Source organism: Pseudomonas sp. WS 5010 (assembly GCF_012985565.1).
In the GTDB taxonomy this organism is placed as follows: Bacteria; Pseudomonadota; Gammaproteobacteria; order Pseudomonadales; family Pseudomonadaceae; genus Aquipseudomonas.
This window is the reverse complement of sequence record NZ_JAAQWQ010000004.1, coordinates 265,679-278,307: the sequence shown is the minus strand read 5'-3', so window position 1 is coordinate 278,307 and position 12,629 is coordinate 265,679. Positions and strand designations below refer to the sequence as shown.

Annotated in this window: 13 protein-coding genes and 1 pseudogene; 10 read left to right on the top strand and 4 right to left on the bottom strand. The window is 61.2% G+C overall.

The genetic code is table 11. The features are described 5' to 3' along the window. Window positions 1–30: 30 nt before the first annotated feature. Entirely contained in the window at window positions 31–705 is a 675-nt protein-coding gene (radC, locus tag HBO11_RS14400; RefSeq protein ID WP_169955409.1) for a DNA repair protein RadC, read from the bottom strand. A 132-nt stretch (window positions 706–837) separates the two neighbouring features. On the opposite strand from radC, the gene coaBC reads away from it, so the two are divergent. From coaBC to argB, 4 genes and pseudogenes are all read left to right on the top strand, one after another. Further along, entirely contained in the window at window positions 838–2,046 is a 1,209-nt protein-coding gene (gene coaBC, locus HBO11_RS14395; RefSeq protein WP_029289805.1) for a bifunctional phosphopantothenoylcysteine decarboxylase/phosphopantothenate--cysteine ligase CoaBC, read from the top strand. A 5-nt stretch (window positions 2,047–2,051) separates the two neighbouring features. Next, window positions 2,052–2,507, top strand: coding sequence for a dUTP diphosphatase (gene dut / locus HBO11_RS14390; protein WP_169955410.1), 456 nt, complete (start codon window positions 2,052–2,054; stop codon window positions 2,505–2,507). A gap of 150 nt (window positions 2,508–2,657) precedes the next feature. Next, window positions 2,658–4,061: pseudogene (locus HBO11_RS14385) on the top strand (phosphomannomutase/phosphoglucomutase); the annotation flags it as partial. A gap of 21 nt (window positions 4,062–4,082) precedes the next feature. Further along, window positions 4,083–4,988: an acetylglutamate kinase gene (gene argB, locus HBO11_RS14380; protein WP_076963434.1), complete on the top strand. Its 906-nt coding sequence runs from the start codon at window positions 4,083–4,085 to the stop codon at window positions 4,986–4,988. Between the two features lie 196 nt (window positions 4,989–5,184). Here argB and pyrE read toward each other — a convergent pair whose 3' ends face one another. Next, the gene (gene pyrE, locus HBO11_RS14375) at window positions 5,185–5,829 is read right to left on the bottom strand and encodes an orotate phosphoribosyltransferase (protein ID WP_169955412.1); all 645 of its coding nucleotides are present in this window, start codon (window positions 5,827–5,829) and stop codon (window positions 5,185–5,187) included. Between the two features lie 82 nt (window positions 5,830–5,911). On the opposite strand from pyrE, the gene HBO11_RS14370 reads away from it, so the two are divergent. Beyond that, window positions 5,912–6,691 (top strand): exodeoxyribonuclease III, encoded by a 780-nt coding sequence (locus tag HBO11_RS14370; protein WP_029289816.1) that lies wholly within the window; start codon window positions 5,912–5,914, stop codon window positions 6,689–6,691. A 58-nt stretch (window positions 6,692–6,749) separates the two neighbouring features. Here HBO11_RS14370 and HBO11_RS14365 read toward each other — a convergent pair whose 3' ends face one another. Further along, window positions 6,750–7,118, bottom strand: coding sequence for a DUF4870 domain-containing protein (locus tag HBO11_RS14365; protein WP_169955413.1), 369 nt, complete (start codon window positions 7,116–7,118; stop codon window positions 6,750–6,752). A gap of 23 nt (window positions 7,119–7,141) precedes the next feature. Then, window positions 7,142–7,864, bottom strand: coding sequence for a ribonuclease PH (rph, locus tag HBO11_RS14360; protein ID WP_057961002.1), 723 nt, complete (start codon window positions 7,862–7,864; stop codon window positions 7,142–7,144). Window positions 7,865–8,097: 233 nt separating this feature from the next. On the opposite strand from rph, the gene HBO11_RS14355 reads away from it, so the two are divergent. The 5 genes from HBO11_RS14355 (at window position 8,098) to HBO11_RS14335 (ending at window position 12,607) form a co-directional block, all read left to right on the top strand. Beyond that, window positions 8,098–8,961, top strand: coding sequence for a YicC/YloC family endoribonuclease (locus HBO11_RS14355; protein ID WP_169955414.1), 864 nt, complete (start codon window positions 8,098–8,100; stop codon window positions 8,959–8,961). Window positions 8,962–8,971: 10 nt separating this feature from the next. Next, on the top strand, window positions 8,972–9,592 hold the full coding sequence (gene gmk / locus HBO11_RS14350; RefSeq protein WP_169955415.1) for a guanylate kinase: 621 nt from the start codon (window positions 8,972–8,974) through the stop codon (window positions 9,590–9,592). A gap of 167 nt (window positions 9,593–9,759) precedes the next feature. After that, entirely contained in the window at window positions 9,760–10,023 is a 264-nt protein-coding gene (gene rpoZ, locus HBO11_RS14345) for a DNA-directed RNA polymerase subunit omega (protein WP_169955416.1), read from the top strand. Window positions 10,024–10,083: 60 nt separating this feature from the next. Then, window positions 10,084–12,189 (top strand): bifunctional GTP diphosphokinase/guanosine-3',5'-bis pyrophosphate 3'-pyrophosphohydrolase, encoded by a 2,106-nt coding sequence (gene spoT / locus HBO11_RS14340; protein ID WP_032856810.1) that lies wholly within the window; start codon window positions 10,084–10,086, stop codon window positions 12,187–12,189. 37 nt (window positions 12,190–12,226) lie between these two features. Beyond that, the gene (locus tag HBO11_RS14335) at window positions 12,227–12,607 is read left to right on the top strand and encodes a RidA family protein (protein WP_025130815.1); all 381 of its coding nucleotides are present in this window, start codon (window positions 12,227–12,229) and stop codon (window positions 12,605–12,607) included. The last annotated feature ends 22 nt before the right edge of the window (window positions 12,608–12,629 follow it).

The window sequence follows — 12,629 nt, the reverse complement described above, 5'->3', positions numbered from 1 at the left end:
CCGGCAAGCCGGCTCCTACAAGAGGTTGCGTTACAGCCAGCCATATTCAGCCATCGACAGCGGGTCACCGTCGCCGACAATGATGTGGTCCAGTACCCGCACGTCCACCAGATCCAGGGCCTTTTGCAGCACTTTGGTCAATTTTCGATCAGCAACGCTCGGCTCGGCATTCCCGGAGGGATGGTTGTGGCACAGGATCAAGGCCGCCGCGTTGTAGTCCAGGGCGCGCTTGACCACTTGTCGCGGGTAGACCGTGGCGTTGTCGATGGTGCCCTGGAACAGCGCCTCGAAACCCAGCACCCGATGCCTGGAGTCGAGAAACAGGCAGCCAAATATCTCGTGGGGCTGGTGGCGCAGCAGGGCCTTGAGGTAATCACGCACGGCTACCGGGCTTTCCAGTACCGACTCATTACGCACATGCTCGGCCAGATGGCGCCGCCCCATTTCCAGTACCGCCTGCAACTGGGCGAACTTGGCCGGCCCCAGGCCCAGGTGCTGGATGAATACGGCCTGGCGCGCCTCCAGCAGCGTACGCAGGCTGCCAAACTGCCCCAACAGGTGGCGCGCCAGGTCCACCGCGCTTTTACCCGAGACACCGGTACGCAGGAAAATCGCCAGCAACTCGGCATCCGAGAGGCTCTGCGCGCCCAACTCCAAAAGCTTCTCCCGCGGACGCTCCGCCGCAGGCCAATTGCGAATACTCATGGCACCTCCGTGTGCATGTGCGCCGCTGTTGCATGGCGGACGCTGTGTTATCTTAGCCGCTCTTTTTTGCGCGCGATTTCACCCTGGGGAGGGGGGATCGCAACGCCATCACTGAACTGGAAAGGCAAACCAATGCAGCGTCTGTATCGGAAACGCATCGTTCTCGGCGTCGGCGGCGGCATTGCCGCCTACAAGAGCGCAGAGTTGGTTCGCAGGCTCCTGGACCAGGGCGCCGAAGTGCGCGTGGTCATGACCCGTGGCGGCAGTGAGTTCATTACCCCACTGACCATGCAGGCACTGTCCGGCCACCCGGTACACCTGGACCTGCTGGACCCGGCTGCCGAAGCCGCCATGGGCCATATCGAACTGGCCAAATGGGCCGACCTGGTGCTGATCGCACCCGCCACCGCCGACCTCATCGCGCGCCTCGCCCAAGGTATTGCCGACGACCTGCTGACCACGCTGGTACTGGCCACCGACGCCACCGTCGCCATCGCCCCGGCGATGAACCAGGCCATGTGGCGCGACCCGGCCACCCAGGCCAACACCCAATTGCTGCAAAGCCGTGGCCTCAAGGTTTTTGGCCCGGCCTCCGGCAGCCAGGCCTGTGGTGACGTCGGCCTGGGCCGCATGCTCGAAGCCACGGACCTGGCGCTGTGCGCCGCCGAGTGTTTCCAGCACCTGGCCCTGACCGGCAAGCATGTGCTGATTACCGCCGGCCCGACCCAGGAAAACATCGACCCGGTGCGCTACATCACCAACCATAGCTCAGGGAAAATGGGCTTTGCCCTGGCTGAGGCGGCGGTTGAGGCAGGCGCGCGCGTGACCCTGATCACCGGCCCGGTGCATCTGCCAACCCCGGACCGGGTCACCCGCATCGACGTCGTCAGCGCCCGCGACATGCTCGCGGCCTGTGAGGCGGCGATTCCCTGTGATGTGTTTATCGCTTCGGCAGCGGTCGCAGACTACCGCCCGGAAGTGGTTGCGCCGCAAAAACTCAAGAAAGACCCTACAAGCGGCGATGGCCTGCTCCTGCAAATGGTCCGCAACCCGGACATTCTGGCCACCATTGCCACCCGCGCCGATCGTCCGTTCAGCGTCGGTTTCGCCGCCGAGACCGAAAACCTGCTGGACTACGCCGCACGCAAACTGAAAGACAAAAACCTCGACCTGATCGTTGCCAATGATGTCGCCAACCCCAGCATCGGCTTCAACAGCGAGGAAAACGCCTGCAGCGTGATTGACCGCGAGCTGCACGCCACCCTTTTCGCCCAGACCAGCAAGGGCAAGATTGCCCGCCAACTGATCTCTTTTATCGCCCAACGGCTGAACCAGGTTTAATTTCCATGCACGCTTTGCAAGCCAAGATCCTCGACCCCCGCATCGGCACCGACTTCCCACTGCCGGCCTACGCCACACCCGGCTCCGCCGGCCTGGACCTGCGCGCCATGCTCAAGCAAGACACCGTCCTTGAGCCGGGCCAGACCCTGCTGATCCCTACCGGCCTGTCGATCTACGTCGGCGACCCTGGCCTGGCTGCGTTGATCCTGCCGCGCTCGGGCCTTGGCCACAAACACGGGATCGTGCTGGGTAACCTGGTGGGCCTGATCGACTCCGACTACCAAGGTGAGCTGATGGTCTCGTGCTGGAACCGTGGCCAGACCGCCTTCAACATCGCCGTCGGCGAGCGTATCGCCCAACTGGTGCTGGTACCGGTGGTGCAGGCGCATTTCGAGCTGGTGACCGAGTTCGACGAAACCCAGCGCGGCGCAGGCGGTTTCGGGCATTCCGGCAGCCACTGACTACGCTCAGGCATGCCGGGCGCAGCGTCCGGTATGCCCCAGTGGCACTTTCGCACTACGAACTCTAGGGCTAAAACGCCGTCTTACCCTTCAGTTTGAGCCTGCCGGTCGCCGCACTCAGGCCTGTCCGCCCCGTATCGATGGAGTTTCCCAGTGATGAGCAACGCAGCCCCAGTCGCACCGACGTTTCCCGACAGCATTTTCCGCGCCTACGACATCCGTGGCGTCGTCCCGAAAACCCTGACCGCCGAAACCGCCTACTGGATCGGCCGCGCCATCGGCTCCCAAAGCCTGGCCCAGGGCGAGCCCAACGTCTCGGTGGGGCGTGACGGTCGCCTGTCCGGCCCCGAGTTGGTGGAGCGCCTGATCCAGGGCCTGGCCGACAGCGGCTGCCATGTCAGTGACGTAGGCCTGGTGCCAACGCCGGCGCTGTACTACGCCGCCAACGTGCTGGCCGGCAAATCCGGCGTGATGCTCACCGGCAGCCACAACCCATCGGACTACAACGGCTTCAAGATCGTGATTGCCGGCGACACCCTGGCCAACGAGCAGATCCAGGCCCTGCACACTCGCCTCAAGACCAATGACCTGACCAGCGGCCAGGGCAGCATCACCCAAGTCGATATCCTCCAGCGCTATTCGGACGAAATCACCCGGGACGTCAAGCTCCAGCGCCGCCTGAAAGTCGTGGTGGACTGCGGCAACGGCGCAGCCGGCGTGATCGCCCCGCAACTGCTCGAAGCCCTGAACTGCGAAGTGATCCCGCTGTTCTGCGACGTCGACGGCAACTTCCCCAACCATCACCCCGACCCTGGCAAGCCTGAAAACCTGGTGGACCTGATCGCCAAGGTCGCAGAAGTGGGCGCCGATGTCGGCCTGGCCTTCGATGGCGACGGCGACCGCGTGGGCGTGGTGACCAACACCGGCAGCATCGTGTTCCCCGACCGCCTGCTGATGCTGTTCGCCCGCGACGTGGTTGCACGCAACCCAGGCGCCGAGATCATCTTCGACGTCAAGTGCACCCGACGCCTGACGCCGTTGATCAAGGAATATGGCGGCCGCCCACTGATGTGGAAGACCGGTCATTCGTTGATCAAAAAGAAAATGAAAGAAACCGGTGCCCTGCTGGCCGGCGAAATGAGCGGCCACGTGTTCTTCAAGGAACGCTGGTTCGGTTTTGACGACGGCATCTACAGCGCCGCCCGCCTGCTGGAGATCCTCAGCAAGGAGAAATCCAGCGCTGAAGACTTGTTCGAGACCTTCCCGAACGATATTTCTACGCCGGAAATCAATATCCATGTGACCGAAGAGAGCAAATTCAGCATCATTGACGCATTGCACGACGCGCAATGGGGTGAAGGCGCCAACCTGACCACCATTGATGGTGTGCGAGTCGATTATGCCGAAGGCTGGGGCCTGGTTCGCGCGTCCAACACCACTCCGGTGCTGGTCCTGCGTTTCGAGGCGGATACCGAGGCCGAGTTGCAGCGCATCAAGGACGTGTTCCACGCCCAGTTGAAACGTGTTGCCCCTGATCTCCAACTACCGTTCTGATTATTTGCCCCGGAGCCCTGAATGACCCTCGAACGCGACGCTGCCGCCAATACCGCCAAGGTCCTTTCCGAAGCGCTGCCTTACATTCGACGCTACGTCGGCAAGACGCTGGTGATCAAGTACGGCGGCAATGCCATGGAAAGCGACGAGCTGAAAACCGGCTTTGCCCGCGACATCGTGTTGATGAAAGCCGTCGGGATCAACCCGGTGGTGGTACACGGCGGCGGCCCGCAGATCGGCGACCTGCTCAAGCGCCTGTCCATCGAGAGTCATTTCATCGACGGCATGCGTGTCACTGATGCACAGACCATGGATGTGGTGGAGATGGTCCTGGGCGGCCAGGTGAACAAAGACATCGTCAACCTGATCAACCGTCACGGCGGCAGCGCCATTGGCCTGACCGGCAAGGACGCCGAGCTGATCCGCGCGAAGAAACTCACCGTGACCCGCAAGACCCCGGAGATGACCCAGCCGGAAATCATCGACATCGGCCAGGTGGGCGAAGTGATCGGCATCAACACCGATTTGCTCAACCTGCTGGTCAAGGGCGACTTCATCCCGGTGATCGCGCCGATTGGCGTGGGGGCCAATGGCGAGTCCTACAACATCAACGCTGACCTGGTAGCCGGCAAGGTGGCCGAGGCCCTGAAGGCCGAGAAGCTGATGCTGCTGACCAACATCGCCGGCCTGATGGACAAGGAAGGCAAGGTCCTGACCGGCCTGACCACCCAGCAAGTCGACGACCTGATCGCCGACGGCACTATCTACGGCGGCATGCTGCCGAAGATCCGCTGCGCACTGGAAGCAGTGCAAGGTGGTGTCGGCAGCTCGCTGATCATCGACGGCCGGGTGCCCAATGCGGTGCTGCTGGAGATCTTCACTGATACGGGCATGGGCACGCTGATCAGCAATCGCAAGCGTCCCTGACCGCTGAAACAAAAAGCCCCCGTTCAACCTGGTTGAACGGGGGCTTTTTTATGTGCACCGACCTGCAGCATCGTGGAGATCCCCTGTAGGAGCGGGCTCGCCCGCGATAGCGGTAGTCCATTCAACACTGATGTTGACTGACAGATCGCCATCGCGAGCAAGCTCGCTCCTACACAAGCTCATCAGCTACAAGGGGTCAGACGCCAAACTGCTCGCGGTACGCACGCACTGCCGGCAGGTGCTGCTTGAGCTGCGGGTCGTCTTCGAGGAACTGCAATACCTGGTTCAGCGACACGATGCTGACCACTGGAATGCCAAAATCACGCTCTACTTCCTGGATCGCCGATAACTCACCGTTGCCGCGCTCCTGGCGGTTCAGTGCGATCAGCACGCCGGCGGCCTTGGCACCGTCCTGGGATGCAATGATCTGCATCACTTCACGAATCGCGGTGCCGGCGGTGATCACATCGTCGATGATCAGCACATCACCGGCCAGCGGTGCGCCGACCAGGCTGCCGCCTTCGCCGTGGGCCTTGGCTTCCTTGCGATTGAAACACCATGGCAGATCCCGGTCGTGATGTTCGGCCAGGGCCACTGCGGTCGCGGCGGCCAACGGAATGCCTTTGTAGGCAGGGCCAAACAGCACATCGAAGGAAATACCGCTTTCAACAATGGCGGCGGCGTAGAAACGCCCCAGTTGCGCCAGGGCAGAACCCGAGTTGAACAGGCCAGCATTGAAGAAATATGGGCTGGTGCGCCCGGACTTGAGGGTGAACTCACCGAAGCGCAAAACCCCGCGATCGATGGCAAAACGAATGAAATCGCGTTGATACGCCTGCATGAAAAAAGCCTCAGATACCACGGATTTAGCTAAATAGGTAGACGGCGTGTATCATACACGCACGCGATTTTTGGGGCCATTTATGCGGATCATCAGTGTGAACGTTAATGGTATTCAGGCTGCAGTCGAGCGTGGTTTGCTCAGTTGGCTGCAAGCCCAGAATGCCGACGTCATCTGCCTGCAGGACACCCGCGCCTCCGCCTTTGAACTGGACGACCCAGCCTTCCAACTGGATGGCTACTTCCTTTATGCCTGTGATGCCGAAGTCCCTGCCCAAGGTGGCGTGGCTCTGTATTCACGGTTGCAACCCAAGGCGGTCATCAGCGGCCTCGGCTTCGAGACAGCCGATCGCTACGGGCGCTACCTGCAAGCCGATTTCGACAAAGTCAGTATTGCTACCTTGCTGCTCCCTTCGGGGATGAACGGCGATGAAGACTTGAACCAGAAGTTCAAGCTAATGGACGATTTCGCCCGTTATCTGGATAAACAGCGACGCAAACGTCGCGAGTACATTTATTGTGGCTCGTTGTACGTGGCGCAACAGAAGCTGGATATCAAGAACTGGCGCGACAGCCAGCAATCCCCGGGTTTCCTGGCGCCGGAACGGGCCTGGATGGACGAGATTGTCGGCAACATGGGTTATGTAGATGCCCTGCGTGAAGTCAGCCGCGAAGGCGACCAGTACAGCTGGTGGCCGGACAACGAACAGGCCGAGATGCTTAACCTGGGCTGGCGTTTTGACTACCAGTTGCTGACCCCCGGCCTGCGCCGGTTTGTGCGCAGCGCACGTCTGCCGCGTCAACCGCGCTTCTCGCAACATGCGCCGTTGATCGTGGACTACGACTGGACCTTGACCATCTGAGGTCAATATCCAGGCACAAAAAAACCGACATCGCTGTCGGTTTTTTTGTGGGCGATGATTATTTGATCAATCGCCAAGTGAGCGGGTAACGGTAGGCAATGCCTTTGTTCGCCTTGACCCCGCCGATGATGGTCAACACCAGCGCGGCAATTACCAGCACCACCATCAACAGGAAGCCGATCACCACGAACCCCAGGACAAAGCAGACCAGCCAGGCGATGGCCACGGTCAGCTGGAAGTTCAGCGCTTCCTTGCCCTGGTCATCGATCAGCGGGTCCATGTCCTTCTTCACCTGCCACAGGATCAACGGCCCCAACACACTGCCAAAGGGGAACACCAGGCCGAGGAACGCCGCGAAGTGACAGAGCATCGCCCACTGGCGCACTTCTTTGTTCTGGGCCGACACAGGAAGCTGGTTGTCACTCATGGCGTTGCTCCTTGAGGCTGGTTTCAGTCAGCCAGTGCGGCGTTCTGCAGTTCGAAGATTTCGCTCATGCCTTTCTGGGCCAAGGCCAGCATGGCGTTCAGGTCGGCCGGTTGGAATGGCGCACCTTCGGCGGTGCCCTGCACCTCGATGAAGCCACCGGTGCTGGTCATGACCACGTTCAGGTCGGTCTCGGCAGCCGAATCCTCCAGGTAATCCAGGTCCAGTACCGGCTCGCCCTGGTACATGCCCACCGACACAGCGGCAATCATCTGCTTGAGCGGGTCGCCACCTTTCAGGCCACCGCGTTTCTTGATCACTTTCAGCGCATCGACCAGGGCGACCATGGCGCCAGTGATGGACGCGGTGCGGGTGCCGCCGTCGGCCTGGATCACGTCGCAGTCGACATATAGGGTCACGTCGCCCAGTTTGGACATGTCCAGCGCAGCGCGCAGGGAGCGGCCGATCAGGCGCTGGATTTCCAGGGTACGACCACCCTGCTTGCCACGACTGGCTTCACGCTGGTTACGCTCGCCAGTGGCGCGCGGCAACATGCCGTATTCGGCGGTCAACCAACCCTGGCCCTGGCCCTTGAGAAAACGCGGCACGCCGTTCTCGACGCTGACGGTGCAGATGACCTTGGTATCGCCAAACTCGACCAGTACAGATCCCTCGGCGTGTTTGGTGTAGTTGCGGGTGATGCGGATCGAGCGGAGCTGATCGGCAGCGCGACCACTTGGACGTTTCATAGGGGATACCTGTACTAAGGACGAAAAACTGCCGAGCATTATAGAGCCGCAGGCCGCTTCTCGGCACTGCTAATAAATTCGGTAACGAATGGACAAGCCCTGCCACCCTTTGTCACAGCCAGCATTTGGGGGCGCTCGCCCCGTTGCGCTACAATCCTGCGCCTTCGCAGCCTGTCGGCTTCAATCTACCTACCAGCCCGCCCGTTTGCGGGACTGTATCGCGAGGTACCTCCATGGTGCACAGCATGACCGCCTTCGCCCGCGTCGAAAAAGCCGGCGCCCAGGGCACCCTGAGCTGGGAACTGCGCTCGGTCAACAGCCGCTACCTGGAGCCGCACCTGCGCCTGCCCGAATCCTTTCGCGACCTTGAAGGCGCCGTGCGCGAAGCCCTGCGCGCCGGCATCTCCCGTGGCAAGCTGGAATGCACCCTGCGCTTTACCGAGGAAACCACCGGCAAGCCGCTGCAGGTTGACCGCGAACGCGCCGCGCAACTGGTCGCCGCCGCCGAGACCATCGCCAGCCTGATCAAGCAGCCGGCAGCCCTGAACCCGCTGGAAGTCCTGGCCTGGCCCGGCGTACTGGTGGCCGACGCCACTGACCCGCAGGCGCTGAATGCCGAGGCCCTGGCCCTGTTCAACCAAGGCCTGAAGGAGCTCAAGGCCGGGCGCGAGCGCGAAGGCGCCGAACTGGCGCGCCTGATCAGCGAGCGCCTGACCGCTATCGAAGCCGACGTGGTGACCCTGCGCGAGTTGGTCCCGCAAATGCTGGCCACCCAGCGCCAGAAGGTCCTCGACCGCTTCGCCGACATGAAGGCCGACCTCGACCCGGTGCGCCTGGAGCAGGAAATGGTCCTGCTCGCGCAAAAAAGCGACGTCGCCGAAGAACTCGACCGCCTGAGCACCCACATCCTGGAAGTGCGCCGCGTGCTCAAGTCGGCCGGTGCCGCTGGTCGGCGCCTGGACTTCCTGATGCAGGAACTCAACCGCGAAGCCAATACACTGGGCTCCAAAGCCTTCGATCCGCGCAGCACCCAGGCTGCGGTCAACCTCAAAGTGTTGATCGAGCAAATGCGCGAACAAGTACAGAATATTGAGTAAGGCAACTCCCATGACCCACAGCACCGGCACCCTCTACATTATTTCCGCGCCCTCGGGCGCGGGCAAAAGCAGCCTGGTCAAGGCCCTGACCGACGCCAACCCGGAGATCCGCGTATCGGTCTCCCATACCACCCGCGCCATGCGTCCGGGTGAGGTGAACGGCGTGAACTATCACTTCGTCGAGCGCAGCGAGTTCGTGAAGATGATCGAACACGGTGACTTCCTGGAGCGTGCCGAAGTGTTTGGCAACCTCTATGGCACGTCCCAGAGCCATTTGCAGCAGACCCTCGACGAAGGTCATGACCTGATCCTGGAAATCGACTGGCAGGGCGCCGAACAAGTGCGCCAATTGATGCCCAAGGCGCGCTCGATCTTTATCCTGCCGCCGTCCCTGGAGGCCTTGCACCAGCGCCTGACCAATCGCGGCCAGGACAGTGACGAGATCATCGCTGGGCGCATGCGCGAAGCCGTCAGTGAAATGAGCCACTATGTGGACTACGACTACCTGATCATCAACGACGACTTTGCCCACGCCCTGGACGACCTGAAGGCGATTTTCCGTGCCAATCAGCTCCAGCAAAAACGCCAGCAGCAGCGTTTTGGCAAATTGTTGGCCGAACTGCTCGGTTGAATGGCTCTTCCCAAAACCGCTGCAAGGGCCTTACATTGGCGCTTGTAGCGTGTTTGCCGGGGCCTGCGGAAAATCAGCGCTTCCCTAAACGCTGGTGATTTTTTAAACTGTTGAGTCCGCTCGCCCAACCGGGCAGCGCGCATCTTGCATTCGCTCCGAGGAATACCATGGCCCGCGTAACCGTTGAAGACTGCCTAGAACACGTGGATAACCGCTTTGAGCTGGTCATGCTCTCTACCAAGCGTGCCCGTCAATTGGCCACTGGCGGCAAAGAGCCGTTGCTCAATTGGGAAAATGACAAGCCTACCGTGATGGCCCTGCGCGAAATCGCTGCCGGCGTGATGAGCTACGAGTTCATCGCCAACGCCGAGATCGTTGAAGACGAACCGCTGTTTGCAGCGTTCGAGGACGAGTCCAACGAGGCCGTCTAAGCCTATGCCTGGTCGACGTAGCACGGCGCGGGGTCAAAGCCTTCGGCAGGAGTTAATACCTTGCCGAGCATAGACGCCCTCGCCGATCGCTTATCGACCTACCTCGGTACCGACCAGGTCAACCTGGTCCGCCGAGCGTATTTCTACGCCGAACAAGCCCACGACGGCCAACGCCGCCGCAGCGGCGAGGCATATGTCACCCATCCTCTTGCGGTGGCCAATATTCTTGCCGACATGCACATGGACCATCAAAGCCTGATGGCCGCGATGCTGCATGACGTGATCGAAGACACCGGCATTGCCAAGGAAGCGCTCAGCGCGCAATTTGGCGAAACCGTGGCCGACCTGGTCGACGGGGTCAGCAAGCTGACCCAGATGAACTTCGAGACCAAGGCCGAGGCCCAGGCGGAAAACTTCCAGAAAATGGCCATGGCCATGGCCCGGGATATCCGGGTGATCCTGGTCAAACTGGCCGACCGGCTGCACAACATGCGCACGCTGGAAGTGCTGTCCGGCGAGAAACGCCGGCGCATTGCCAAGGAAACCCTGGAAATCTACGCGCCCATCGCCAACCGGCTGGGCATGCATGCCATTCGTATCGAATTCGAAGACCTTGGTTTCAAGGCGATGCACCCGATGCGCTCAGCGCGTATCTACCAGGCGGTCAAGCGCGCCCGGGGCAATCGCAAGGAAATCGTCAACAAGATCGAAGAGTCCCTGAGCCATTGCCTGGCAATCGACGAGATTGAAGGCGAAGTCAGCGGGCGGCAGAAGCATATCTACGGCATCTACAAGAAGATGCGCGGCAAGCGCCGGGCCTTCAACGAGATCATGGACGTGTATGCGTTCCGGATCATCGTCGACAAGGTCGATACCTGCTACCGCGTGCTGGGCGCTGTACATAATTTGTACAAACCCCTGCCAGGCCGCTTCAAGGACTACATCGCGATCCCCAAGGCCAACGGCTATCAGTCGCTGCATACCACGCTGTTCGGTATGCATGGGGTGCCGATCGAGATCCAGATCCGCACCCGGGAAATGGAAGAGATGGCCAACAACGGCATCGCCGCCCATTGGCTGTACAAGTCCAGCGGCGACGAGCAGCCCAAAGGCACCCATGCCCGCGCCCGCCAGTGGGTCAAGGGCGTGCTGGAAATGCAACAACGTGCCGGCAACTCCCTGGAATTTATCGAAAGCGTGAAGATCGACCTGTTCCCGGACGAGGTCTACGTGTTCACGCCCAAAGGCCGGATCATGGAGCTGCCCAAGGGCTCCACGGCGGTCGACTTTGCCTACGCGGTTCACACCGACGTCGGTAACAGCTGCATTGCCTGCCGGATCAACCGTCGCCTGGCCCCACTGTCGGAACCGCTGCAAAGCGGTTCCACCGTGGAAATCGTCAGCGCGCCGGGGGCCCGGCCGAATCCGGCGTGGCTCAACTTCGTGGTCACCGGCAAGGCTCGCACCCATATCCGCCACGCGCTGAAGCTGCAACGTCGCTCCGAGTCCATCAGCCTGGGCGAACGCCTGCTGAACAAGGTGCTCAACGGTTTCGACAGCTCCCTGGAGAAGATTCCCGCCGAGCGCGTGCAGGCGATCCTCCACGAGTACCGCCAGGAAACCATCGAAGACCTGCTCGAAGATATCGGCCTGGGCAACCGCATGGCCTACGTCGTCGCCCGTCGCCTGCTGGGCGAAGGCGAGCAACTGCCGAGCCCCGAAGGCCCGCTGGCCATTCGTGGCACCGAAGGCCTGGTGCTGAGCTACGCCAAATGCTGTACGCCAATCCCGGGCGACCCGATTGTCGGGCACCTGTCCGCCGGCAAAGGCATGGTGGTGCACCTGGACAACTGCCGCAATATCAGCGAAATCCGCCACAACCCGGAAAAATGCATCCAGCTGTCATGGGCCAAGGATGTGACCGGCGAATTCAACGTCGAGCTGCGGGTGGAGCTGGAGCACCAGCGCGGCCTGATCGCCCTGCTGGCCAGCAGTGTCAACGCGGCCGACGGCAATATCGAAAAAATCAGCATGGACGAACGCGATGGTCGCATCAGCGTGGTCCAACTGGTGGTCAGCGTGCACGACCGCGTGCACTTGGCCCGTGTGATCAAGAAACTGCGTGCCCTGACCGGGGTTATCCGCATCACTCGCATGCGCGCATAACACCCCCCTATAGCCCGGACATTACAAGGAGTCATTCATGACCAAGACTGTTATCACCAGCGACAAGGCACCTGCTGCCATCGGTACTTATTCCCAGGCGATCAAGGCGGGCAACACCGTCTACATGTCCGGCCAGATCCCACTGGACCCAAAGACCATGGAACTGGTTGAAGGCTTTGAAGCCCAGACCGTACAAGTCTTCGAGAACCTCAAGTCGGTAGCTGAAGCAGCAGGCGGTTCGTTCAAGGACATCGTCAAGCTGAACATCTTCCTCACCGACCTCAGCCACTTCGCCAAGGTCAACGAGATCATGGGCAAGTACTTCGAACAACCCTACCCAGCCCGCGCCGCCATTGGCGTTGCTGCCCTGCCCAAGGGTTCCCAGGTTGAGATGGACGCGATTCTGGTCATCGAGTAATACATTCGGCGCAACCCACGGG

Excerpts from the sequence above, each read along its gene's own strand:
- radC (WP_169955409.1), bottom strand. The coding sequence starts at position 705 with ATGAGTATTCGCAATTGGCCTGCGGCGGAGCGTCCGCGGGAGAAGCTT.
- coaBC (WP_029289805.1), top strand. The coding sequence starts at position 838 with ATGCAGCGTCTGTATCGGAAACGCATCGTTCTCGGCGTCGGCGGCGGC.
- dut (WP_169955410.1), top strand. The coding sequence starts at position 2,052 with ATGCACGCTTTGCAAGCCAAGATCCTCGACCCCCGCATCGGCACCGAC.
- argB (WP_076963434.1), top strand. The coding sequence starts at position 4,083 with ATGACCCTCGAACGCGACGCTGCCGCCAATACCGCCAAGGTCCTTTCC.
- pyrE (WP_169955412.1), bottom strand. The coding sequence starts at position 5,829 with ATGCAGGCGTATCAACGCGATTTCATTCGTTTTGCCATCGATCGCGGG.
- HBO11_RS14370 (WP_029289816.1), top strand. The coding sequence starts at position 5,912 with ATGCGGATCATCAGTGTGAACGTTAATGGTATTCAGGCTGCAGTCGAG.
- HBO11_RS14365 (WP_169955413.1), bottom strand. The coding sequence starts at position 7,118 with ATGAGTGACAACCAGCTTCCTGTGTCGGCCCAGAACAAAGAAGTGCGC.
- rph (WP_057961002.1), bottom strand. The coding sequence starts at position 7,864 with ATGAAACGTCCAAGTGGTCGCGCTGCCGATCAGCTCCGCTCGATCCGC.
- HBO11_RS14355 (WP_169955414.1), top strand. The coding sequence starts at position 8,098 with ATGGTGCACAGCATGACCGCCTTCGCCCGCGTCGAAAAAGCCGGCGCC.
- gmk (WP_169955415.1), top strand. The coding sequence starts at position 8,972 with ATGACCCACAGCACCGGCACCCTCTACATTATTTCCGCGCCCTCGGGC.
- rpoZ (WP_169955416.1), top strand. The coding sequence starts at position 9,760 with ATGGCCCGCGTAACCGTTGAAGACTGCCTAGAACACGTGGATAACCGC.
- HBO11_RS14335 (WP_025130815.1), top strand. The coding sequence starts at position 12,227 with ATGACCAAGACTGTTATCACCAGCGACAAGGCACCTGCTGCCATCGGT.